Source organism: Streptomyces akebiae, from assembly GCF_019599145.1.
GTDB lineage: Bacteria > Actinomycetota > Actinomycetes > Streptomycetales > Streptomycetaceae > Streptomyces > Streptomyces akebiae.
The window spans coordinates 3579096-3602830 of the sequence record NZ_CP080647.1; the positions used below are offsets into that span (position 1 = coordinate 3579096).

Consider the following 23735-nt stretch of genomic DNA (forward strand, 5'->3'; position numbering starts at 1 on the left):
GTACGGGGCGGCGGCCTGAGTCCGTCGGGGACGGTCCCGTCACTTCTCGGCGGACTGCCTCGGGTCCGACTGCTTCCCGGTGGGCCGCGCCGGTCCCTTCGCGCCCTTCTTCAGAAAGCCCATGTCCTCGTAGAACGGGGTCTGGAAGCCGAAGGCGCCCGCGTTCGCGAGGTCGGTGCGGGCGGCGACGAGCTGGGGCCGCTGGTAGAGGGGGATGGACCCGGCGGCGGCCCAGATGCGGGCGTCCGCCTTGCGGATCAAGGAGCGCGTCTTGGCCTCGTCGAGGGTGGAGACCGCCTGGTCGAAGAGCTGGTCGACCCGGTCGGTGCCGACGCGCGTGTAGTTCTGCTCGACGCTCAGCGAGCCGTCGGCCGCGGGCACCGGCTTGGCGTAGATCGGCCGGGCGTCGGTGGCGGGGTACGCGGAGGTCGGCCAGGAGTACAGCGCGAGGTCGTACTGCCCGTTCGCGATGTGGTCCTTGAAGTAGCTCTCGTCCGCGACCTTGGAGATCTCCGTACGGATCCCGACGCGCTCCAGCATCGCCGCGATCCGCCCGCCGACGGCCCGCAGCGACTCCGTGCCCGGCCCCGACGGCAGCACGAACCGCAGTGTCAACAGCTTGCCGTTCTTGGCGAGCGGACCCCTGGCGGCATCGGCGGGCGCCCGTGTCCCCTGCGGCGCGTACGCGCCGGGCGCGCCGCCCGGCTGGAACTGCCTGCCGTCCTGGGCGAGGTTCGCGCCCTCCTCGCCCTCCTTCTCGTCAGCGTCGCGGGGCTTGTCGTCCTGGCCGACGCTGTACGTGCTCTCGTCCTCGGCGGAGCCGGATTCGCCGGAGGCGGGCTTGGACGAGCCGGAGGCGGGCTTGGCCGAGCTGGAGGCGGGCTTGTCGGAGCTGGGCTCGGCTGAGCCGGAGGCGGGCTTGGCCGAGCCGGAGGCGGGCCTGTCGGAGCTGGGCTCGGCTGAGCCGGAGCCGGGCTTGGCCGAGCCGGAGGCGGGCTTGTCGGAGCTGGGCTCGGCTGAGCCGGAGGCGTCCTTCGTCGCGGTCGTCTCCCCCTCCGCGCCGGCCGCCTTCTTCCCGGGCGCGAGAGGGCCACCCTGCTCCCAGCCCGCGTCGGCGAGGAGGGCGCGCGCCTCGTCGGTGTCCTGGCCGCCGAGAGCGCCACTGCTGTCGGCGTAGGCGGCCTGGCCGGCGAGGGCGAGGTGGCTGCCCACGGGGACGGCGGGCAGGCCGAGGGGTTCCAGGACCAGGGCGGCGAGCTTCTCACGGTCGATCGCACGGGCCACGGCGCGGCGGACCCGCTCGTCGGCGAGGGGGCCGTCGGAACCGTTCAGGGCGAGCTGGGTGAAGGCGGGTTCCAGGGAGCGGCGGACGGTGAAGCCGCGCAGGGCGGACCGCTGGGCGGTGTACTCGGCGATCGCCGCGCGCCGCTTCTTCCGGGCGCTGATCTCGTCTCCGGCGGCCTCCTCGTCCGAGCCGTGCGCGACGGCCCAGGAACGCAGCGCTTTCGCGGAGTCGCTCTGCGAGAGCGGCCCGGCGGCCCCTGTCTCCTTCTTGTCACGGGTGGCGAGCATGATCCGCTCGGCCTGGACCGAGTCGATCTCGGCGATGTCGACCTTGTCCTCGGCCAGCGCCTCGACCCGCTCGGTACGCGGCACGGCACGCAGCACCAGGGTGGAGAGCTTGGCGGTGCGGCCCCACCAGCGGGGGTTGCGGGTGAGCGTGACCGCGCCGCCCTTGCGGTCGATGTCCTTCAGCGCGAACGGACCGGCGGTGACTTTGAGCTTCTTGCGGGCTCCGTCGTTGAAGGCGTCCGGGGTGCCCATCACCTGCTTCGGGTACAGCGGTGTGAACAGCGACTTCCAGTCGGCGTACGGGCGGGCGAAGGTGACCCGGACCTCCAGGTCGTTGTCGCCCCGTTCGATCTTCTCGATGCGTTCGTAGCCGGCGTTCCGGGCCGTCCAGTACGCGGAGTCCTTGCCGGACAGGGCCCGCCACTGCGCGGCGAAGTCGGCTGCGCCGATCTCCCGGCCGTCGCTCCAGACCGCCTGCTGGTTGAGCTTGTAGAGGACGACCTGCCGGGGCTCGTGCTCGACGACCTTCGCGGACTCCACGTAGTCGGAGTTGAGCTCCGGGCGTCCACTGGCGTCGAGGCGGTACATCGACGGCAGTACGGCGCCGGCGATCCGTGCGGTGGCCGGATCGGCGTCCGCCTGGAACGTGTTCAGCGTCTCCGGTACGGCGTCCACGGCCCAGCGGAGCGTGCCGCCGTCGGCGACCAGGTCCCGGGCGGCGGGGGCGATGTCCTGTCCGGCGACGGGCCTGCCCGCCGGATCCTCCTCACCGCATCCGCTCAGCGCGGGCATGGTGAGCACGCCGGCGACGAGGAACACCAGCGAGCGGCGCGGGGCGCGCGGTCGAACGCGGTCGTGGGGAATCGGCGTCATTGCGACCTCCTCGCTCCGCGGTGGGAGAACGGGGACGGGGGCGGCTCTGATCACGTTCGGCGGTATATGGAGCTGATCAGACGGACGCGGCCCACTGAAGAGGACGAGGTTCGCGCGGGGCCGCCGACACGACGGGGACACCCTGGAACCCACCCGTTCGGACGCGGGTCCCCCGGGAGAGGGCCGGTCGCATGGAGACTGTGTCGGGTCCGGTGGGGGTTGCTCGCGCGGTTCCCCGCGCCCCTGAGAAGCAGGGACTGCGCCCCCTGCTTCTCAGGGGCGCGGGCCCTGGTCTTCCAGGGGCGCGGGGAACCGCGCGAGCAACCCCACGCACCCGCGCCCGACCGCCAACCCACCCGCCCCCACCCCACCCGCGCAAAAGAAAACCGCAAACCGCTTCCCACCGGCAGGTGTGACGCGCGACACTCGCAGGCGCATGAACGTTGCCGCCTTGGGGCCCACACCCCGTGAAAGCGAGGGCAAGTCATGTCCGTGCACGACGACTTGACGTCGGTCCGGCGCTGCCTGGACGAACTGACCCGGTCCGTACGTCGCCTGGAACAACAGCTCGGCGGCAGCGGCCTGGAGATACGCCGCGTCCGCACCGACGCCGACCACCTGCGCGAGAGCATCGCGCTGCTCAGCGAGGCCGCCGCCTCCCTGGCCAAGCCGCGCCGCCCCGACCTCGTCCCCATCCCCGACACCCCGTACGACAGCTCCCTGTGGACGGACTCGGACGACGAGGGCCTCGGCTCCCGCGACCGCCGCGCCCCCTGACCGCCGTCGTCCGCCCACCCCCGAGTCCGCCCACCCCCGACAACCAACCCGACCGGGAGTCCCCCGTTGGCCACTGGTACGGAACCACCGGCAACAGAACCCCTTCCACAGCGCGGCGGCGTGCGGGCCCGTACGCGCGCCGCGATCTCCGCCCCGCATCTGCGCACCGACCGCTGGTGGCTGGCCCCCGCCGCCACCGCCGCCGGACTGCTCGCCTTCATCGTCTACTCGACCTGGCGGGCCTTCGCGGACGCGCACTACTACGCGGCCCCGTACGTCTCGCCGTTCTACTCGCCCTGTCTGGCGGAACGCTGCGAACCCATGCGGGGCGGCCCCAACTGGGAGATCTTCGGCGGCTGGTGGGGCATCTCACCGGCGATCATCATCCTGATCTTCCCGCTCGGCTTCCGCCTGACCTGCTACTACTACCGCAAGGCCTACTACCGCGGCTTCTGGGCCTCCCCGCCGGCCTGCGCCGTGGCCGAGCCGCACCAGAAGTACTCGGGCGAGACCCGCTTCCCGCTGATCCTGCAGAACCTGCACCGGTACTTCTTCTACGCCGCCCTGCTGGTCGCCGGCATCCTCACCTACGACACGGTCCTCGCCTTCCGCGACGAGCACTACGAGTGGGGCCACATGGGCCTCGGCACCCTCGTGTTCCTCCTCAACATCGTGCTGATCTGGGCGTACACCCTCTCCTGCCACTCGTGCCGGCACATCGTCGGCGGCAAGCTCAAGCACTTCTCCAAGCACCCCGTGCGCTACCGGATGTGGCAGTGGGTCGGGAAGCTCAATGCCCGTCACATGCAGCTGGCCTGGGCCTCGTTGGTGAGCGTGGCACTCGCCGACTTCTATGTGTACCTGGTCGCGTCCGGCGCCTTCGACGATCCGAGGTTGTTCTGATGTCCGTGGTCGAGCGACAGGAGTGGGACGTCGTCGTGATCGGCGCCGGCGGCGCCGGGCTGCGCGCCGCGATCGAGGCCCGCGAGCGGGGCGCCCGTACGGCCGTGATCTGCAAGTCCCTGTTCGGCAAAGCCCACACGGTGATGGCCGAGGGCGGCATCGCGGCCGCCATGGGCAACGTCAACTCCGGTGACAACTGGCAGGTCCACTTCCGCGACACCATGCGCGGCGGCAAGTTCCTCAACCAGTGGCGGATGGCCGAGCTGCACGCCAAGGAGGCCCCCGACCGGGTCTGGGAGCTGGAGACGTGGGGTGCCCTCTTCGACCGTACGAAGGACGGCCGGATCTCGCAGCGCAACTTCGGTGGCCACGAGTACCCGCGCCTCGCCCACGTCGGCGACCGTACGGGCCTGGAGCTGATCCGCACCCTCCAGCAGAAGATCGTCGCCCTCCAGCAGGAGGACCACAAGGAGACCGGTGACTACGAGTCCCGGCTGAAGGTCTTCCAGGAGTGCACGGTCACCCGGGTCCTCAAGGACGGCGAACGGGTCTCCGGGGCCTTCGCGTACGAGCGCGAGTCGGGGCGCTTCTTCGTGCTCGAAGCACCCGCCGTCGTCATCGCCACCGGGGGGATCGGCAAGTCCTTCAAGGTGACGTCGAACTCGTGGGAGTACACGGGCGACGGCCACGCGCTGGCGCTGCTCGCGGGCGCGCCGCTGCTGAACATGGAGTTCGTGCAGTTCCATCCGACGGGCATGGTCTGGCCGCCGTCGGTGAAGGGCATCCTCGTCACCGAGTCGGTGCGCGGCGACGGCGGTGTCCTGCGCAACTCCGAGGGCAAGCGGTTCATGTTCGACTACATCCCGGACGTCTTCAAGGAGAAGTACGCGCAGTCCGAGGAGGAGGGCGACCGCTGGTACGAGGACCCGGACCACAACCGGCGCCCGCCCGAACTGCTGCCGCGCGACGAGGTGGCGCGGGCCATCAACGCCGAGGTGAAAGCGGGCCGGGGCTCGCCGCACGGCGGGGTCTTCCTGGACGTGTCCACGCGGATGCCGGCGGAGACCATCCGGCGCCGACTGCCGTCCATGTACCACCAGTTCAAGGAGCTGGCGGACGTCGACATCACGGCGGAGGCGATGGAGGTCGGGCCCACCTGTCACTACGTGATGGGCGGGATCGCGGTCGAGTCGGACACGGCGGCGGCGCGCGGGGTGCCGGGTCTGTTCGCGGCCGGTGAGGTGGCCGGCGGGATGCACGGCTCCAACCGGCTGGGCGGCAACTCCCTCTCCGACCTGCTGGTCTTCGGCCGCCGGGCGGGTGTGCACGCGGCCGAGTACGCGGCGGGCCTGGCCGGTGCGCGCCCTCCGGTGGACGACATCGAGGTCGACACGGCCGCCGCCGAGGCGCTGCGCCCGTTCTCCGCCGAAGGCCCGGCGCCCGGGCAGCCCGAGGCGGCGGGTGGCCGGCCGCCGGAGAACCCGTACACCCTGCACCAGGAACTCCAGCAGGCCATGAACGACCTGGTCGGCATCATCCGCCGCGAGGGCGAGATGGAACAGGCGCTGGAGAAGCTCGCCGATCTGCGGGTCCGGGCGGGCCGGGCGGGTGTCGAGGGGCACCGGCAGTTCAACCCCGGCTGGCATCTCGCCCTGGACCTGCGGAACATGCTGCTGGTCAGCGAGTGCGTGGCGAGGGCGGCGCTGGAGCGCACGGAGTCCCGGGGCGGCCACACCCGCGAGGACCATCCGACGATGGACCGCGACTGGCGTCGGATCAATCTGCTCTGCCGGCTCACCGATCCGGCGGCCGGTCCGGTGCCCGCTCAGGCGGCCGGAGAGGCAGAAGTCGTCGGCCCGATCATCCTCACCCGCGAGACCACCGAAGCCATCCGTCCCGACCTGCTCGCCCTCTTCGAGAAGGAGGAGCTGGTCAAGTACCTCGCCGAAGAGGAGCTGTACGAGTGAGCAGCTACGAGGAGCCGCGGTCATGAGCGGCTACGAGGCCCGCTTCAAGGTGTGGCGCGGCGATGTCGAGGGCGGTGACCTGAAGGACTTCAGGGTCGAGGTGAACGAGGGCGAGGTGGTCCTCGACATCATCCACCGCCTCCAGGCGACCCAGGCCCCCGACCTCGCCGTCCGCTGGAACTGCAAGGCGGGCAAGTGCGGTTCCTGTTCGGCGGAGATCAACGGTCGTCCCCGGCTGATGTGCATGACCCGCATGTCGGTGTTCGAGCGGGACGAGACGATCACCGTGACACCGCTGCGCGCCTTCCCGGTGGTCCGTGACCTGGTCACGGACGTGGGATTCAACTACACCAAGGCGCGCGAGGTCCCGGCCTTCGTGGCGCCGGAGAAGCTCGGCCCGGGCGAGTACCGGATGATGCAGGAGGACGTGGACCGCCCGCAGGAGTTCCGGAAGTGCATCGAGTGCTTCCTCTGCCAGGACACCTGCCACGTCGTCCGTGACCACGAGGAGAACAAGCCCGCCTTCGCGGGCCCCCGGTTCCTGATGCGTGTCGCGGAACTGGACATGCACCCGCTCGACGCGGCCGAGGACACCGGCCTGGACCGCAAGAAGACGGCTCAGGACGAACACGGTCTCGGCTACTGCAACATCACCAAATGCTGCACCGAGGTGTGCCCGGAGGGCATCAAGATCACGGACAACGCGTTGATCCCCCTCAAGGAACGTGCCGTCGACCGCAAGTACGACCCGCTGGTGTGGCTGGGCTCGAAGATCAGGAGGCGCTCCTCGGCGGGGTGAGGTTCCGGGCGTGAGGTTCCGGGCGGGCGGTCGGCACCCCGCCCGCCGCACACGGGCGGCTTGCCCACTCCGGCCCACCCCGCTCGCGGGCGCCCGGCACCGGCCATACGCTCCCGAATGTGACGTCGCGTCTGAGCAGGAGCCGAGCGCGCGGGGCCACGTCCCACATAGCCGTGCGCGTGGCCCACACCGCGTTCGGGGGGCTCGTGGCCCTGGCGTGGCTCCTGCTGCCCACGGCGACGGAGACGGCCGCCGAGGGGCGCCCCAGGGGTCCGTACGCCCCCGAGGGGTCCGTCATCAGGGTCATGGGACCGCCCGTCGGCGAGTGGCCCGCGGCCGCCGCCCCCGGCCGGCTCGTCGTGCCCCCGTCCGCCGACGGGTTCGCGGCTCCGGCGGACGACAGCTCCGGCTCGGATCTGATCCTGCCGGTGGCCGCCGCGGGCACGGCTGTTGCCGTCGCCGCGTACTCCCTCGTACGACGCAGGCGCCGCGCCCGGCTGCGCACGACCCCGACCGGCGTCTTCGACCCCCCTACGACCCCGCTGCCCGACCTGCGCCGCCGCGCCCGGCGCCTGCTCGTCGAGACCGACGACAGTGTCCGCACCAGCACCGAGGAACTCGGTTTCGCGGCGGCCCGGCCGGGACACGGCGAGGCAGAAGCACCTTCAGCGGGTCCCTCCAACCGCGGTGACGCGGACGGGCCGGGCGCGGGGAAGCCGCACGCGGACCCGCAGGCCCCGAGCACCCCGGACGCGGAGAAGCCGGACGTAGACGAGCAGGACGTAGACGAGCAGGACGTAGACGAGCCGGAGGCGACGAACCCGACGCGGCAGCCCGGCCCCGTCGGACCGCACGCGGCGACGCCGTTCACGCTCGATCCGACTCAGCCCTTCGCGGAGACGCCGGCGATGCGGGACGCGGTGCGCCCGTTCGTGGAGGCCCTGGCCGACGCGCGGGGTGAACTGGTGGCCGCGTTCGAGGCGGGCCAGCGGCTGGACGAGGCGAGCGGATCCCTGTCGCCCGACGAGGAGCGCGCGCTGCTGGAGAAGATCCTCGTCCGGTGCACGACGGCACAGCGGCGGCTCGACACGGCGACCCCGGCCTTCGACCAACTCCGGGCCCTGGAGTGGGACATCGCCCCCGCCCTGGAGTGCGCGGAGGCCCGCTTCCGTGAGCTGACCGGCCGTACGGCGAACGCGGCCACCACCCTCACCGCCCTCCGCCACACCTACGCCCCCGCCGCCTCCCTCCCCGTCACCGGCCACGTCGAGCAGGCCAAGGACCGCCTGGTCTTCGCCACCACCGAACTGAACCGGGCCCGTCAGTCCGCCTACCCCGGTGACCTGGACACCGCGGCCGTGCACCTACGGGCGGCCGAGGGCGCGATCGACCAGGCGGATCTGTTCGTGACGGGCGTGGAGCGGCTCTCCGCCGAGTTGGCCCGCGCCACCGAGCTCGTGAAGGAGGGCGCTCCGTACACGGGCCCGGACGACGACCCCCTCGACGTCCTGCGCCGCCAGAGCCGCTGGTCCCTGCCGTCCCGCAGCGCCGTCGCGGCCGCGGCCGACTTCGTCACCACGCACCGGGCGGCGGTCGGCGTACGGGCCAGGACACGGCTGTCGGAGGCGGAACGGCACCTGGCGCTCGACGACGAGGCCGAGAACGGCGACCACGCCCGACGCGCGGACTCCCTCGCCCAGGAGGCACGCCACCTGGCCGAGCAGGACGTGCGGGCGTACGGCAACCCGTACGGCGGCCCCGGCGGCGACGGCCTCTCCGGCGCCCTCCTGGGCGGCATCATCCTCGGCGAGCCCCCGGACGGCACCGGCCGGGCAGACCTACGAGGCCCCGCCTGCTACGGGGGATCCGCCACCCGGGCCCGCAGAGCGATGAGCGGCCAGTTCTGAGCGGCCGGGCCGCCCCGTGCCCTCGGGGACGCGGGAAGCGCGGCGGCGAAAGCCGGCCCTAGGGGGTGTTGCGAAAGTCCCGCACAGCACCCACGGCGCCCGGCACGCCGAGAGCACGCACCGGACACCGCGAGCACCGCACAGGACTTTCGAAACACCCCCTAGAACAAGCTCAGCAAGGCCTCCGCCGGATCCGTCAGCCCATGCTCCCCACCCGGCAACGGCAGTTCGAACCACACCGTCTTGCCGCGAGGTGTGCGGCGGGAGCCCCACGCGGCGGAGAGCAGTCCGACCAGCTGCAGTCCGCGTCCGCCCTCGTCCGTGTCCCGGGCACGACGTCGGCGCGGCTGCACGAGCCCGGCGTCCCACACCTCGCACACCAGCGTTCTGTCCAGCAGCAGCCGGAGCCGGATCTCGCCCTCGCCGTACCGCAGCGCGTTGGTGACCAGCTCGCTGACCAGGAGTTCCGCCGTGTCGACGAGCGGTTCCAGATCCCACGCCTGCAGTCGTCCGCGCGCGTACTCCCGGGCACGCCCCACGCTGCGCGGCTCACGCGGCAGGGTCCAGTCGCCGACGGAGTCCTCCGGCAGGCCCTGCACACGGGCCATCAGCAGCGCGATGTCGTCCTCGCCGTGGTGGGTGTCGAGGGTGTTGAGGACGTGGTCGCACACGTCCTCCAGGGACCGCGGCGTGTCCGCCCGGAGCGTGGTCGGCGGCTGACCGGGGTCGGTGAGCGCGCCGACGAACGCCTGGAGGCCCTCGTCGAGTGGATGGTCGCGGGATTCGACCAGTCCATCCGTGTAGAGCGCCAACAGTGCCCCTTCGGGCAGTTCGACCTCCACCTCCTCGAACGGCTCGCCGCCGACGCCGAGCGGCATGCCGGGCGGCACGTCGAGCATCAGCGCGCTCTCGCCCGGCTCGACCAGCACCGGCGGCAGATGGCCGGCGTTGGCGAAGGTGCACCGGCGGGTCACCGAGTCGTAGACGGCGTAGACGCACGTCGCGAGGTAGACCTCGGAGAGGTCCTTGTCGCTGGGCCGGCTGGCGGCGGTGCGGGAGGCCGACTGGACGCCACCGGGGGTGCCGAGGCCACGGGCGATCTCGTCGAGCGCCGAGAGGACCTCGGCGGGCTCCAGGTCCAGCAGGGCCAACGTGCGAACGGCCGTACGAAGTTCACCCATCGCCACCGCTGCCCGCAGCCCGCGGCCCATCACGTCGCCGACGACGAGTGCCGTGCGGTGACCGGGGAGTTCGATGACGTCGAACCAGTCGCCGCCGACCTCGGTGGCCGCGTTGCCCGGCAGATAGCGGCAGGCGATGTCGAGCCCGGAGGCCTCGGGGTCGCCCGGCGGCAGCAGGGAGCGCTGCAGGATGAGGGCGCGTTCGTGTTCGCGGCGGTAGAGGCGCGCGTTGTCGATGCAGACGGCGGCGCGGGCGGCCAGCTCGACGGCGAGTCCCCGGTCGCGTTCACCGAACGGCTCGCTGCCCTTGGTCCGGGAGAACTGCACGAGCCCGACGACGGTGTCGTGCGCGACCATCGGCACGGCGAGCGTCGACTGGATCAGGTTGCCCTCCTCGGGCACCTCCTGGGGGCGGGCGGTGCGCAGGGCGTCCGAACAGGCCGAGTTGAACGGGTAGTGGTGGACGGCCCCGACGCGCACGGGGGCGGGTCCGCCGACGAACGGCGCGTCGGAGACGGCGCTGGCGAAGGCGACCCGGCGCAGCTCGGCGCTGCCGTCGGCGAGTCCGGGCGGGGTCTCGTCGCCCGCCAGCAGGCCCTGATAGAGGTCGACGGTCGCCAGGTCGCAGAAGCCGGGGACGACGACGTCGAGGAGTTCGCGGGCGGTGGTCTCCAGATCGAGGGAGTTGCCGATGCGTGAGCCCGCCTCGTTGAGGAGGGCGAGATTCCGCCGGGCCGCGGCGGCCTCGCGGGCGGCCGAACGGCGGGCCGTGATGTCGATGGCGAGCCAGGCGATGCCGATGGGACGGCCGGTGCCGCTGTGCACGCGGTAGAGGTTGACGGACCAGTGGCGGCGCTCTTCGGAGCCGGGCACGAAGCCCGTGATGTGCATGTCGGTGATCGAGTCGCCGGTCTCCATGACCCGGCGCAGGGTCGCCTCGACCCGCTCGGCCTCCGGGGACTGGAGATAGTCGTGGACGCCCCGGCCGCGGTGGTCGTCGACCTCGCCTCCGTAGATGGCGGCGAACCGCTGGTTGGCGCGCCTCACCCGGAGATCGGCGTCTATCAGAAGGAAACCGAAAGGAGATTGGCCGAAAATGGCCTGCGAAGCAGCAAGGTCGGTCTCTATCCGGCGCAGGGTCCGGACGTCCACGACGATGCACACGGCGGCCCGTTCACCGCCCTCCACGGTGGTGGGCATCACATAGACCTCGGCGAGCCCCTCCTCCCCACCGGGCTCCGGCACACGGAAGGGGACGACCCCGGTCCACTCCCGGCCGTCGAGGACCTCGGCCATCTTCCGCTGGCCCTCCGCGCGCCGATCGGGGTCGACGAAGGTCTCGATGGGGTCCATCCCCACGGCCCGTTCCGCCGAGATACCGAACAACTGCTCGGCCCGCAGACTCCACTGGTCGACGAGTCCGTCCGGACCGATCGAGAACGAGGCGACCTTGATGTAGTCGTACATGGACCCGGGAGGGCTGGTCTGCCACACGGGGTCACCGACCCCGTAACCACCCAGGACACCCGTGCCACCGGAGGATTCGCCGACGCCGCCGATGGATCCGCCCGCGCCGTGGCCACGCGCGTCGGTGCGGCCGCCGCCGTTCGGCCCGTCGCCCGCACTGTCGCGTGCGGCGCCGCTGTCGCGAGTGGCTCCGCCCAGGCCGGAATCGTCTGCGGCCTCGGGCCTCGCGCGGTCCGACGGGTTCCCTGACCCCGTGGACTTCGTGGCCTTCGCTGGTATCTCGCTCACGCGAACCGTCCCCTCCAGCTCACCGCGTCCGGCTTCGGTCACCAGGGGCGGCTGCCCGCAGTATCCAGCACTACGGCGCCGCGCAACACGGTGTTCACGATCACAGCACGGTCCCGATCGTTTTTGGACCGGCTGCGACATACTCCCAAGTCTTCTAACCAGGCGTTGCCCCCTCGAATCAAAGACTCCAGCCAGCGCTACTGGCTTGAACCAGTCGGTCGCACGCGCGCCCCCGGTAGCCGCCCCCTCCCCCCCTGCCGTACGCCGTGAACCCCCGCCGTGCACCCGGACCTTCGGTTCGTACGTGGACGGAGGCCTTCAGCCGGGAACCGCCAGCTCGAACCAGACGGTCTTGCCCGTCTCCCCGGGGCGGGTACCCCAGGCCCGGGAGGACCAGGCCACCAACTGAAGCCCCCGGCCGCTCTCGTCGTCGGCATCGGCCGCGCGTTCGCGCGGTGGATCGGGCAACGGGTCGGAGACCTCGACCAAGAGGGTCCCCGAGGGGTCGGCGGGGCGCACGAGCCGCACTCCGATGGGTCCCGTCGCGTGCCGCAGCGCGTTGGTCACCAACTCGCTCACCAACAGGGCGGTGATGTCGGCGAGGACCTCCAGCCGCCACTCGCGCAGCTGCCCTCGCACCACCGCACGAGCGTCCCGCACCGCCCCTGGTTGCGCGGGGAAGGTCCACTCGGCGCAGTCGTCTCCGCTGTCGATCACGCCGATCACTTCCCAGTCCAGAAGCAGACCCTGTCCGGTTTCATGGGGTTAATGGGCACATACCCGATATCAAGCCCGAAGTACCGCGCACGAGGGCGCACTGTGGCACAAACGGCGTAGGGGCGACAACCCTCAACCTTCGGCCCAGCTCGTAGGGGGCGCGCGGAACCGCGCACACGGGTCCGGCGCGGAGCGCCGAGTCTTCGACTGGCCCGAGGAGGGGACGAGGGGTCAGCGTTCCTGGGGTGGGACGGGGTCGCCGGGCAGCACCCTCCGGGCGGGGACGGCAACCGAGGGGCCCCGGACGGGACGGACAGGGGCGGCGGAGGCGAGGGAACGCATCCGGCGCGACATCACGCGCCCCCGTCCCCCCAAGCCAGCCGCGCCGCCTCCATCACCGCCGGCACATCCTGATCCAGCCAGTCGACATCCCACACCTCGTCCACGGTCAGCCAACGCAGCTCGTCATGATCCTCCAGCGCCCGAGGCTCACCGGACAGCAGATGCGCGATCCACACCCGCAGCACATAGCCCGGCCGCACCACCCACTCACCGGGCACCCGCTCCGCGGACTTCGCCTCGACACCCAACTCCTCCCGCAGCTCACGCACGAGCGCCTGCTCGGGAGACTCGTCGGGCTCCACCTTGCCACCCGGCAGCTCCCACCGTCCGGCCAGCTCAGGCGGTGCGCTGCGGCGCGCGGCGAGCAGTCGGCCGCCGCTCAGCAGAGCGGCTCCCACCACCACGATCGGTTCGGTCATGCGCGGGAGCCTACGGGAGCGGACACGAGCGCCGGGCGGGGTGCGTCACTTGCTCCCACTCATCCCGTTCTGGCCGTTCTGCCCGATACGTTCGACCCAGTAGAGCTGCTTGTGGCCGCGAGCGTCGAGACTGTCCGCGATCTTCTGCGCTTCGGCGCGCGTCGCGTACCTGCCCACCCGGTAGCGGTTGCCGTTGTCGTCCTGCCTTATGACGAGCCAGGGAAGAGTGATCGTGCCGTCGTTCATCGACCCCCACCGCTCCTTCCCGCCCCGGCCCCTCCAGGTCCCGCCCCCGGATGCCGCCGCGCCCCGCCACCTAAGGAAACCGCAATCCGCATATGCCCGAGCGTACGCCCAACCTTTACACAGCGAATCCGACTTCTCACAAAGAGGTACGCAACCAGCCAAGACGAGGGGGGCGCACCCCGTCGAACGCGCCGTCGATCACCACCCGCGCGCCCCCCTGTGCACCGACGAGCAGCGGTCCCGTGCCGTTCGCGCGAAACGGGCACCTACCGGGCGCCATGACGACCCGTCGCAGAGAACGACCGAATTCGAACTACGTTCGGACGGATCCTCCGAGGCTGAGACGACTTCAACTTCCCCCTGGCAAAGGCCACTTGACCCATGCCCACGTCACCGTCCGATACACGCGCTCAGCCGGATTCCCGAACGGGCCGCGCCCCGGCCTCACTTCACCGGCAGGTGGTACGCCACCTGGTAGCGGTCCGCCGGCACCACCACGTCCGCCGTCTCCACCGGGCGCCCGGAGGCGAAGTAGGTGCGGTGGACGACCAGGACGACATGCCCGGGGACACCGCCGAGGGCGAGCAACTCCTCGGCCAGGCCGGGGCGGGCACCCACCTCCTCGGTGACGTTGTCGACGACGACGTCGATGGCCGCCATGCGCTCGACGACGCCCATACCGCCGAGAGGACCCTCCTCGGGAAGCATCACGGGCGTGCGACCGGTGAGGGCGAGGGGCTCCCAGGAGGTGGACAGCATCATCGCCTCCCCCGCGTCCCGGAAGGTGTACCTGGTGCACATCACGCGGTCACCGGGCTGGATCTCCAGCCGCTCGGCGACCGTCCGTCCCGCCTCGACCTGTTCGCTGCGCGACTCCCAGGTGCCGCGCGCCGCGGCGTCGGCCTGTTCCTGCCGGAAGGGCGTGGCCCCCCCGGCGGGCCGGAATCCGGAGCGCGCCACCCGACGCGGCACCGGCCGCTCCCGCACATAGGTACCCGACCCCGAGCGGCCTTCCACCAGCCCCTCGGCCATGAGCACCTTGCGGGCCTCCAGCGCGACCGTGTCCGAGACGCCGTACTCCTCGCGGATACGGGCCTGGGAAGGGAGGCGGGTGTGCGGCGGCAGCGATCCGTTCACGATCTTCCTGCGGAGATCACCCGCGACACGCAAGTACGCCGGCTGCTCACCGAAAGTCACTGGCCGCTCCCATCTGGATGTACAGACAGCAACAGCGTGGCAACCCTGGGTTCAGCCAGGCAAGCAAAGGCCAGAGAATCACTCGATGTGATGACATGCACCCGGGGAGGGCTTTACGCAGGCACTTTCTCCCCACTATGGGGGGCGTCTCACACCTCCGCTTTGGGCCCGTCCTCGCCGTCGCCCCCGCCGGTGTCCTCGTCGTCGTACGTCGGCGGTCCGGTGGCCAGCCCCAGAGCCTCGCGCGCGGTGATGGCCATGGTGCCGTCCGTCAATCGGTGCGCCTCGTCCCAGTGGTCGTTGAAGTCCTCCGCGTCGCGCGCCCCGTGCGCCGCCTCCCACTCCTCGCGCGCCTCGTCCAGGGCGTCGGCGTAGTCGATCACGGCCTGCTCGGCGGCGGGCTCCCAGTCGTGTGCGCGCAGGGCGGTCGTCTGCTGGTCCAGGGCGTCGACCACCTGTGACGCCCACGCCTTGTGCCCCGCCAGATCGTCCTCCACGTAGTCCGTGTCGGGCATCTCGTCGAAGGCGTCGTTCAGGACCGCGTCGGCCTCCAGGAAGGCGAACTGGTCGCTGTCGAGGGTCGTCGCGTCCTGCCGCAGCGAGCCCGTCAGGCCGGCCTCGGGGTCCACGTTGCCGAACATGCAGGTGATCTCGCGGTCGCCTTGGCGCCAGCTCTCCCGCGTGGGAATGAAGTAGTAGACGTCGACGTCGCCAGGGAGCGCCCAGACGTCCATCGCGTACGCCTCCGATAGCTCGAAGCACCGGTCGTCGGCCACATCCGTGATCGCGTCGTCGCCGGGGAAGTCACCGTCCGCGCGGTCGCCGTCCGGCATCGGGAAGCCGGCGAACACCTCGGCGTCGTGCTCACCGTCGCACGGCACGATGTCGACGTCGTACGCGTACCCCTCAAGGGAGCCGCTGACCGAGTCGAAGCACTCGCCCTTCGCCACCGAGAAGGTGCCACCCGCGCCGCTCGCCGCGCCGCGGAAGCCGTCCCACGCGTCGCGTGCGCCGCCCGTGGTCGAGGCGAGGGTGATCAGCAGCGCGCCGACCGTCGACAGGACGATTCCGGCCACCGCCATACCCTTGCCGCGTTCCCCCTTCTTCCTGATCTGCGCCAGCGCGACGATGCCCAGCACCAGCCCGACCCCCGGCAGGAAGCAGAGCACTCCGAGCACGAGCGAGGCGATCGCGAGCCCGTTGACGGGCGGGGTGGGCACCCACGCCGGATACGCCTGTCCCCAGGACCGGCCCCAGGGCTCGGCTGCCGCCCCGTACGGGTAGGGCTGCCCGCCCCCCGCCTGCGGCTGGCCCGCCGACGGGAACGGGCCACCTCCGTGAGGTGGCTGGGGCCCGAAGGGCGGGGGTGTGGCCACGGATGCGGATACTCCTTGCGCAGAGCAGAGGGGAACTGACGTACGACTGGGCGCATGGTAAGCGGGTGGCGGGGGCGGGCGATACGCCGGGCGGCCCAGAACGTCCACGGGGGCCACGGGCATCCCTGGCGGCACGCATCTCCCCGGGCGTCACGGACCTCCCCTGGCGACATGTGCCGCACGGCCTGCATGGGCTTCCCCTGGCCTGCATGGGCTGCCCCGGCCTGCACGGGCTTCCCCGGCCGGGCATGGGCTGCCCCGGGCGGCACGGGCTTCCCCGGCCGGGCATGGGCTTCCCCGGGCGGCACGGGCTGCCCCCCGGCCGACACCAGCCTCGGAACGCGCCCCGGCCGCCCCTGCCGACCCGCCCCACCCGAACTAATCTTCGTTCATGACCCCTCTGCCGGATCGCTTCTGCCCGACGGACGGCACGCGCGTCCCCGCCGCCTCCCTCGCCTGGTGCTGCCCGGCCTGCCGAGGCCCCCTGGACCTGGACTTCGCGCCCACACCGGCATCGCTCAAGTCCCTCTCCGGCCGGGTGAACTCGCTCTGGCGCTACGCGGAATGCCTCCCGCTGGCGTCGCCCACCGTCTCTTTGGGCGAGGGCCGGACCCCGCTCGTCGAGCTGCGCGAGGGCATCCGGGCCAAGCTGGACTTCCTGATGCCGACGCTGTCCTTCAAGGACCGGGGCGCGGTGCTCCTCGCCGAACTGGCCCTGCGGCTCGGGCCCCGGCAGGTGATCGCCGACAGCAGCGGCAACGCGGGCACGGCGGTCGCCGCGTACTGCGCACGGGCCGCGCTGCCCTGCACGGTGTACGTCCCGGCCGGCACGTCGGACAAGAAGCTGGAGCAGATCGGGGCGCACGGCGCGCAGCTCCACCTCGTCGACGGCGACCGCGAGGCCACGGCCCGGGTCGCCCGCGCGGCGGCGGACGAGGACGGTGTCTTCTACGCGTCGCACGTCTACAACCCGTACTTCCTGCACGGCACCAAGACGTACGTCCACGAGTTGTGGGAGGACCTCGGCGGCCGCCTCCCCGACGTGATAGTGGTCCCGGTGGGCAACGGCACGCTGCTGCTGGGCGCGGCCCTCGCCGTCGCGGAACTGCACGCCGCGGGCCTCATCGACCGCCGCCCCGCCCTCTACGCCGTCCAGTCCGCCGCCGTGGCACCGCTCGCCCACGCCTGGACCGAGGGCGCCGACGACCTCGTCGGGACCACGCCCACCGCACCCACCTTCGCCGAGGGCATCGCCATCCCCCGCCCGCCCCGGGCCCGCCAGATCCTCCGCGCCGTCCGCGACTCCGGCGGCGCCTTCCTCACCGTGACGGAGGATCAGATCCGCCACGCCCAACGCGACCTGGCCTCCCGCGGCCTGTACGTCGAGTCCACGGGCGTGGCCTGCTGGGCGGCGGTGCGTGACGGAGCGCTGGGGTCGCGCACGGCGGTGGTGCCGTTGTGCGGCGCGGGCGTGAAGACGGGGCTGGCGGGGAGCTGAGGACCGAACGGCCGGAGGACCCGAACGGCCGCAGGACCGGCAGGGCCCGCGGGCCTCTGGGCCAGTACGCCGCGTACAGCATCAGCGCCAGGAATCCCGCGCCGACCGCCGTCAGCAGCATGCTGCCGCGCCTGTGTCCGGCCCACAACAGGAGCGCTCCGGCTGCGACCGCCAGCACACGGAACTCACCGTTGAACACGACGAGCACACCGAGAATCGCCCATGCCACCCACATGTGGTTCCCCTCCCCAACCTGATGTGCCGACCTGCTGAAGAACTGCCCACCCCAAGAGATTGACACCCCAAACCCGCATGTTCTCGACAGGACGGCATCAGGACGTGCTACCGACCGAGCGGGAGGTCCCTCGGCCCGCGCCGACAGGTGCCGTGCCGACATAGGGCACGAATTTCCCTCCGGGGAGCCTCCCGAATGCGTAACAGGGCTGCTCTACGACTAGGCTCTGTCCCGCCGCCCGGTGCCCCGGCGTGGCACCGGCAACAAGCACGCCCCACGGTCGGCGCATGCGAGGAGAAAGGCACGGCAGGTGCTGAGAGAAACGAGCGGCCCCGAGTACGTCTCGGGCCTGGTGGACATCACCGACCTGCCCATGGACGCGCTGGAGGACCTGCCGGACACGGTCCTCGCTTCGGTGCTCCACGATGTGCGATTCCCGTCGGGCGAGAGCTTCGCCGCGTTCGCGTCGGCGCTTCTCTGACACGCCGGCATCCCCCTCCTCGCTGCCTTTCGGCCAACTACGATCCGTTCCCCCGTGGTGAGTTGAGCACCGGCCCAGCGGGGTATCACGTTGCCACGCACGTATCCCGGCTCATAGGCGCGGTGAAACGCCTGCGGCCGGATACGACGGCCGGGGGGTGCTTTGGAGCGAGAGCCGTACTTTTTCCTCAGCTACGCGCGCCGGGACGACCGGGGTAGCGCCTTCGTGCGTCGTTTCTACGACGATCTGTTGGCGGAGCTGGGCCGCCTGGGTGCGGACTGCAGCGGACAACAGCCGTTCCTCGACATCGAGCGGATCGGCCTGGGCATGGACTGGGAGAGCGCGCTCGGCAGCGAGATCGGGCACTGTCGGGCCCTGGTGGCCCTCTGCTCGCCCGCTTATGTCAACAGTCCCTACTGCGGCAAGGAATGGGCCGCCTTCGAATCCCGGCTGCTGAGGTATCGCGAGCAGACCGACATCGAGGTACCGGCGCTCATACCGGTCCTGTGGGTCCCCCTGCACAACGCGATGCCGCCGGAGATCAGCAAGTACCAGTACTTCGAACCGCCGATGGGTCAGGAGTACCTGGAGCAGGGGCTGATGGGACTGTTGCGTTCCGCTCCGGGCGGCCGCGCCTACCGCGCCGTCCTGGAACTCGTCGCGAAGCGGGTGCACCACGTCGCCGATCTCTTCCGGCTGCCCCGCGCGCATGGCCTCGACCTGGGGACCGTGCGCAGCCCCTTCGAAGGGCGGGAACCCACGGGCCCGGGGAGACGCACCACGGGTCACGTCCGCGTGTTCATCGCCGCGGGCGTCACCGATCCCCTGCCCACGGGCCGGCAGCGGCACGAGTACTACGGGCCCTCACCGCTCGACTGGACGCCGTACCATCCGCCGATCCATCCCACCGTGGCCTACCGGGCTCAGCGTGTGATCATCGACGAGGGGTGCACGAGCAGCCTGGAAGTCGTCGACCGCGGCCTCGGCGAGAAGCTCGACGAGGCCATGCACAACAACCAGACATCCGTGCTGCTGGTCGACGCGTGGGCCGCCCGGGACAGCCAGTACCGCGCTCCGCTGTCCGACTACGACCGGCAGAACCATCCGGTCACCGGCGTACTCGTCCCGTGTCACGAGACGGACGAGGAATCCGTCGACGAGAAGCTGTGGACCGATCTCCAGCAGGTCTTCAGACGCAACTGGATGCGGCGCAACGACCCCTACGACCCGCTGTTCCAGGTCCAGGTCGAAAGACAACGGTTCGAGAGCAGGCTGGCCCGCATGGTGGTGGTCGCCCAGAACCGTCTCATGGAGCAGGCCGTGCCACGCCGACTGCCCGCCGGGCCGTCGGCACCGCCCATGCCGGGACTCAACGTCCCGTACACGCCGCCCCCCAGCAGCGACGATCCGACCGAGCCGCCGGGTCGTACGCCCCCGCAGAAGGATCAGGACGATGAGCTCTGAGACCGAGGCTCAGGACACCGGCCGGATAGTCACCTTCTACTCGTACAAGGGTGGCACGGGCCGCACGATGGCCCTCGTCAACGTCGGTTGGATCATGGCCAGTAACGGCAAGCGGGTGCTCCTGGTCGACTGGGACCTCGAGGCCCCCGGACTGCACCGGTATCTGCGCCCCTTCCTCCTCGACCCGAAGCTGCGGGACACCGACGGCCTGATCAACATGGTGAACTCCTTCGTCGGACACGTGATACGGCCCGGGGAACCGCTGGAACCCGGCGCCGGGACCACCGTGATGAGTGACGACGAACTGCGTTCCCACGCTCGGCTCGGCCCTCGCACCACCGGCCTGGACCTGCGCTTCCCCGCGGGCGGCCGGCTCGACTTCCTGCCCGCCGGGCGGATGTCCCCCTCGTACTCCGCAGACGTCACCAGCTTCAACTGGCGCGCGTTCTACGAGCGTCTGGGTGGCGGCTCCTTCCTTCAGGTGCTGCGGGAGGAGATGAAGGCCTCGTACGACTACGTCCTCCTCGACAGCCGCACCGGCGTCAGCGACATCTCGGGGATCTGCACCACCGTCATGCCGGACGTCCTCGTCGACGGGTTCGTGCTGAACCACCAGAGCATCGAAGGCGGCCTGGACATCGCGCAGTCGGTGGCCTCGGAGGTGCGCCACCCCGTACGCATCCTCCCCGTCCCCATGCGGGTCGAGGACGGCGAACAGGAGCTGCTCGAATGGGGCCGGGACATGGCGCGTGCCGAGTTCGGACCGTTCCTCTCCTGGCTGGACGAATCGGAGCAGGACCAGTACTGGGGAGAGGTCGAGGTCCCCTACAAGAAGTACTACGCCTACGCCGAGATCCCGGCCACGGTCCGCGACCGGCCCTCCCAGCCGGGCAACCTGCTCGCGGCGTTCGAGCGGCTCACCTCGTGGATCACCGACGGCCGGGTACGGTCCCTCGTCCCTCATCCGGAGGAGGAGCGGCAGCGGATGCGTGCCGCCTACCTCGACCCCAGGACGTCGTGGCCGCGCATCCACGTCAGCTACGCCTCGGCCGACCGGATGTGGGCGGAATGGATCGCGGCCAGGCTGGAGGTCATCGGATACCAGGTCTCGCTGCACAGCACCGCCGAACCGGGCACGGGGACGTTGCCCGAGGTCGCCCCCGTACTGCAGGGGCGCGGACGGATGCTCGCCCTGCTCTCCCCCGAGTACATGGTGCAGCGGCGTGCACAGGAGGTCTGGAAGCAGTTGCGAGGTCTTGAGAGCGCCGACAGAGCACTGCTGGCGGTGCGCGTCCAGGAGTTCGAGACCACTGCCCGGGCCCCCTTCCGGGGACGGTTCGCCGCCGACCTCACCCACTGCACCCCCGAGGAGGCGGAGGCCCAGCTGCTGGCGGTCGTCGGCCCGGTCCGCCGCGCCCGCGTCCCGGGCAGCGTCGCACCGGCTCCCGACTCACCCGCCCCGCCGTTTCCCGGCACGTCCCCCTCGGTACAGCGCGTTCCCTCCAGGAACGTGTCCTTCACCGGCCGGGGCTTTCTGCTGGAGCGGCTGCGCAACGGCTTCACCTCCGGCAACACGACACAGGTCCTCTACGGACTGGGCGGGGTAGGAAAGACGCAAATAGCTCAGGAATACGCACATCGCTTCAAAGCGGCCTATGACGTGGTCTGGTGGGTCACCGCCGCGCAACCCGGTCTGATCCGCCCCGCCCTTGCCGATCTCGCGCCGCGTCTCGGCCTGGAGGTCGGCGAGGACGTGGGGAGCACCGCGGAGTCGGTGCTCAGGGCGTTGCGACGGGGGGAGCCCTTCGACCGCTGGCTCCTGGTCTACGACAACGCCGGACGTCCCGAACAGCTCGCGGCGTTCATCCCGACCGGGCCGCCCGGTGGGCACGTCCTCCTCACGTCCCGCGACCGGACCTGGGTGAACGACGCGGGACTGGTCGAGGTCGAGGTGTTCCAGCGTCAGGAGAGCACCGACCTGCTGCACCGCCTCAACACCGGGCTCACGGCCTCCGACGCCGAGGAGGTGGCCAGGGAACTGGGCGACCTGCCGCTGGCCGTCGCCCAGGCCGCTGTCTGGCTGAGCGAGAGCAGTATGCCGGTGGCCACCTATCTGGCACTGCTCAAGGACCGCCTCACCGAGGTGTTGCAGACGACCCAGTTACCCGAGCGGGACTATCCCCGCTCGGCCGCGGCGACCTGGAACCTGGCGGTGGACGAACTGCGCCGGGTCAACCAGGCGGCGGCCGAGATGCTGGAGATCTGCTCCTTCTTCGGACCCGACCCCATTCCGTTGCGACTCCTCTACAGCAAGGCCGTCACCAAGGCGCTGACCCTGCCGTCGGGTGAGCCGCGCGACGAGATGGCGGTCGCCCAACTGGTGCGTACGATCAATCGGTTCGGCCTGGCCAAGAGCGATCAGAGCAGCGCGACCCTCACGGTCCACCGGCTGGTGCAGGCGGTCATCCGCGACCAGGTCGACGACGCGCGCAAACCACAGGCCCGGGGTGTGGTGCACGCCGCGCTGGTGGACGCCGATCCGGGCGACCCCGACGTCCCCGCGGACTGGGATCGTTACGCGGAACTGCTGCCCCATCTGCGGCCCAGCCTGGCGGCCGAGAGCCCGGATCCCGAAGTGCGCAAGTGGGTCACCGATTCCGTGCGTTATCTGTGGAAACGCGGCCTGCGCGCAGACGGCCAGGAGCTCGCGGAACGCACACTGGCCCGCTGGAAGACGTGCGGCATCGGCCACCCCGACGACCCCCAGACCCTGATGCTGCGCATCCAGCTCGGCAACGTGCTTCGCTCCAGGGGGCGGCTGGAGAAGGCGTACGAGATCGACCGGGACACCTTCGAGCGGTTCCACCGCACCAAGGGGCCGGACTACGCGCACACGCTCGCGGCCGCCGGGAACGTCGCCGCCGACCTGCGTGCGCTGGGCCGCTACGTGGAGGCCCGGGAACTCGACCGCCAGACCCTCGACGGAGCCCTGCGGACCCTGGGAGACGACCACCCGCGCACCCTCATGTACACCAGCAACCTGGGTATGTCGGAGTACCTCGCGGGTGATCGCCGGGCGGCCCTCGATCTCCACGAACTCGCCTACCGACAGCAGAGCGAGGCGCGCGGCCGGGACAACTTCTACGCCCTGCTGTTCGCCAGCAACTACGCTCGGGACCTGCGCGAGACGGGGAGTCTGAGGGAGGCCCTGGAGCTGCTGCGCAACACCGTCCAGTTGTACGAACAGACCCTCGGCGACGGTCACATGGAGACGCTGAGGACGCGCCGCAACCTCGCCGTGGCCCTGCGCCGGGCCGGTGACTACGAACAGGCGAGGAAGATCGACGAGGACATCCACTCCCGTTACGTCGAGGCGCACGGCACGGAGCACACGGACACGCTCGCCGCGGCCTGCGGTCTCGCCTGTGACCTGGCCGCGCTCGGGGAGCCGCAGCGGGCACGGCAGCTGGCCGAGCGGGCGATGGACCGCTACAGCACCTACCTGGGGCCGGAACACCCCGTCACGCTCGCCTGTGCCACCAACCTATCGGTCTACCGGCGGTTGACCGGCAGTGCGGACTCCGCATGCGAGCTGTCCCACATGGCTCTGCACCAGATGTCACGGATCGTCGGGGAGAGTCACCCGTACAGCCTCAGCTGCATGATCAATCACGCGAACGACCTCGCTCTGGCCGGCAACCTGGAACAGGCGGTCGAGTGGGACCGGCGTGCGCGGCGGTACTTCCTCGACATCCTGGGCCCGGACCACTACGACGCCATCAGCATCACCTCCAACCTGGGCCTGAGCCTGCGGGCGATCGGCCGTACGGAGGAGGCAGGGCAGTTGGCGGAGGAGGCGGCGCGCAGGGCCCGGGACAAGCTGGGCGAGGCACACCCCACGACCCGGACGATACTGTCCGGAAAACGACTCGACTCCGACATCGAACCACCGACCACCTGATCAGCGGACGTCATCCGCCCCAAGGGCCACAGGGCGCCCACCGGGTACCTATGATGGCCTCTTTC

Annotated in this window: 16 protein-coding genes; 9 read left to right on the forward strand and 7 right to left on the reverse strand. The window is 71.1% G+C overall.

Annotated elements, in window-relative coordinates:
• Positions 1 to 39: 39 nt before the first annotated feature.
• The gene (locus K1J60_RS15285) at positions 40 to 2445 is read right to left on the reverse strand and encodes an ABC transporter family substrate-binding protein (RefSeq protein ID WP_220646700.1); all 2406 of its coding nucleotides are present in this window, start codon (positions 2443 to 2445) and stop codon (positions 40 to 42) included.
• A gap of 486 nt (positions 2446 to 2931) precedes the next feature.
• Here K1J60_RS15285 and K1J60_RS15290 point away from each other — a divergent pair, with 486 nt between their 5' ends.
• The 5 genes from K1J60_RS15290 to K1J60_RS15310 all read left to right on the forward strand — a co-directional run bounded on the left by K1J60_RS15290 (position 2932) and on the right by K1J60_RS15310 (position 8798).
• Positions 2932 to 3222, forward strand: coding sequence for a hypothetical protein (locus K1J60_RS15290; protein WP_220646701.1), 291 nt, complete (start codon positions 2932 to 2934; stop codon positions 3220 to 3222).
• A gap of 66 nt (positions 3223 to 3288) precedes the next feature.
• Entirely contained in the window at positions 3289 to 4125 is an 837-nt protein-coding gene (locus K1J60_RS15295) for a hypothetical protein (RefSeq protein ID WP_220646702.1), read from the forward strand.
• The gene (locus tag K1J60_RS15300; RefSeq protein ID WP_220646703.1) at positions 4125 to 6092 is read left to right on the forward strand and encodes a fumarate reductase/succinate dehydrogenase flavoprotein subunit; all 1968 of its coding nucleotides are present in this window, start codon (positions 4125 to 4127) and stop codon (positions 6090 to 6092) included. Before K1J60_RS15295 ends, K1J60_RS15300 begins: the two co-directional genes overlap by 1 nt.
• A gap of 22 nt (positions 6093 to 6114) precedes the next feature.
• Positions 6115 to 6891 (forward strand): succinate dehydrogenase/fumarate reductase iron-sulfur subunit, encoded by a 777-nt coding sequence (locus tag K1J60_RS15305; protein WP_033525547.1) that lies wholly within the window; start codon positions 6115 to 6117, stop codon positions 6889 to 6891.
• A 119-nt stretch (positions 6892 to 7010) separates the two neighbouring features.
• A complete protein-coding gene (locus tag K1J60_RS15310) occupies positions 7011 to 8798 on the forward strand; it encodes a hypothetical protein (RefSeq protein WP_259407735.1) in 1788 nt (595 codons plus the stop codon).
• Between the two features lie 161 nt (positions 8799 to 8959).
• Here the strand turns inward: K1J60_RS15310 and K1J60_RS15315 are convergent, their stop codons facing one another.
• The 6 genes from K1J60_RS15315 to K1J60_RS15340 all read right to left on the reverse strand — a co-directional run bounded on the left by K1J60_RS15315 (position 8960) and on the right by K1J60_RS15340 (position 16031).
• The gene (locus tag K1J60_RS15315) at positions 8960 to 11734 is read right to left on the reverse strand and encodes a SpoIIE family protein phosphatase (protein WP_398683220.1); all 2775 of its coding nucleotides are present in this window, start codon (positions 11732 to 11734) and stop codon (positions 8960 to 8962) included.
• Positions 11735 to 12052: 318 nt separating this feature from the next.
• Positions 12053 to 12460: an ATP-binding protein gene (locus K1J60_RS15320; protein WP_033525548.1), complete on the reverse strand. Its 408-nt coding sequence runs from the start codon at positions 12458 to 12460 to the stop codon at positions 12053 to 12055.
• 344 nt (positions 12461 to 12804) lie between these two features.
• Positions 12805 to 13212 (reverse strand): (deoxy)nucleoside triphosphate pyrophosphohydrolase, encoded by a 408-nt coding sequence (locus K1J60_RS15325; protein WP_184899062.1) that lies wholly within the window; start codon positions 13210 to 13212, stop codon positions 12805 to 12807.
• 45 nt (positions 13213 to 13257) lie between these two features.
• Positions 13258 to 13458, reverse strand: coding sequence for an SPOR domain-containing protein (locus K1J60_RS15330; RefSeq protein ID WP_033525550.1), 201 nt, complete (start codon positions 13456 to 13458; stop codon positions 13258 to 13260).
• 444 nt (positions 13459 to 13902) lie between these two features.
• Complete coding sequence (locus K1J60_RS15335) at positions 13903 to 14655, reverse strand: GntR family transcriptional regulator (protein ID WP_033525551.1); 753 nt, start codon at positions 14653 to 14655, stop codon at positions 13903 to 13905.
• Positions 14656 to 14804: 149 nt separating this feature from the next.
• Positions 14805 to 16031 carry a DUF4190 domain-containing protein gene (locus K1J60_RS15340; RefSeq protein ID WP_220646704.1) on the reverse strand — a complete coding sequence of 409 codons (1227 nt, stop codon included), beginning with the start codon at positions 16029 to 16031 and terminating at the stop codon, positions 14805 to 14807.
• Between the two features lie 391 nt (positions 16032 to 16422).
• Here K1J60_RS15340 and K1J60_RS15345 point away from each other — a divergent pair, with 391 nt between their 5' ends.
• From K1J60_RS15345 to fxsT, 4 genes are all read left to right on the forward strand, one after another.
• Positions 16423 to 17529 (forward strand): threonine synthase, encoded by a 1107-nt coding sequence (locus K1J60_RS15345; RefSeq protein WP_220646705.1) that lies wholly within the window; start codon positions 16423 to 16425, stop codon positions 17527 to 17529.
• A gap of 545 nt (positions 17530 to 18074) precedes the next feature.
• The gene (gene fxsA / locus K1J60_RS15350; protein WP_220646706.1) at positions 18075 to 18245 is read left to right on the forward strand and encodes an FxSxx-COOH cyclophane-containing RiPP peptide; all 171 of its coding nucleotides are present in this window, start codon (positions 18075 to 18077) and stop codon (positions 18243 to 18245) included.
• Between the two features lie 162 nt (positions 18246 to 18407).
• Positions 18408 to 19709, forward strand: a complete 1302-nt coding sequence (locus K1J60_RS15355) for a TIR-like protein FxsC (protein ID WP_220646707.1) — start codon at positions 18408 to 18410, stop codon at positions 19707 to 19709.
• Positions 19699 to 23670, forward strand: coding sequence for an FxSxx-COOH system tetratricopeptide repeat protein (fxsT, locus tag K1J60_RS15360; RefSeq protein ID WP_220646708.1), 3972 nt, complete (start codon positions 19699 to 19701; stop codon positions 23668 to 23670). Before K1J60_RS15355 ends, fxsT begins: the two co-directional genes overlap by 11 nt.
• Positions 23671 to 23735 lie beyond the last annotated feature (65 nt).

Excerpts from the sequence above, each read along its gene's own strand:
- K1J60_RS15325 (WP_184899062.1), bottom strand. The coding sequence starts at position 13,212 with ATGACCGAACCGATCGTGGTGGTGGGAGCCGCTCTGCTGAGCGGCGGC.
- K1J60_RS15330 (WP_033525550.1), bottom strand. The coding sequence starts at position 13,458 with ATGAACGACGGCACGATCACTCTTCCCTGGCTCGTCATAAGGCAGGAC.
- K1J60_RS15285 (WP_220646700.1), bottom strand. The coding sequence starts at position 2,445 with ATGACGCCGATTCCCCACGACCGCGTTCGACCGCGCGCCCCGCGCCGC.
- K1J60_RS15305 (WP_033525547.1), top strand. The coding sequence starts at position 6,115 with ATGAGCGGCTACGAGGCCCGCTTCAAGGTGTGGCGCGGCGATGTCGAG.
- K1J60_RS15290 (WP_220646701.1), top strand. The coding sequence starts at position 2,932 with ATGTCCGTGCACGACGACTTGACGTCGGTCCGGCGCTGCCTGGACGAA.
- K1J60_RS15345 (WP_220646705.1), top strand. The coding sequence starts at position 16,423 with ATGACCCCTCTGCCGGATCGCTTCTGCCCGACGGACGGCACGCGCGTC.
- K1J60_RS15300 (WP_220646703.1), top strand. The coding sequence starts at position 4,125 with ATGTCCGTGGTCGAGCGACAGGAGTGGGACGTCGTCGTGATCGGCGCC.
- fxsT (WP_220646708.1), top strand. The coding sequence starts at position 19,699 with ATGAGCTCTGAGACCGAGGCTCAGGACACCGGCCGGATAGTCACCTTC.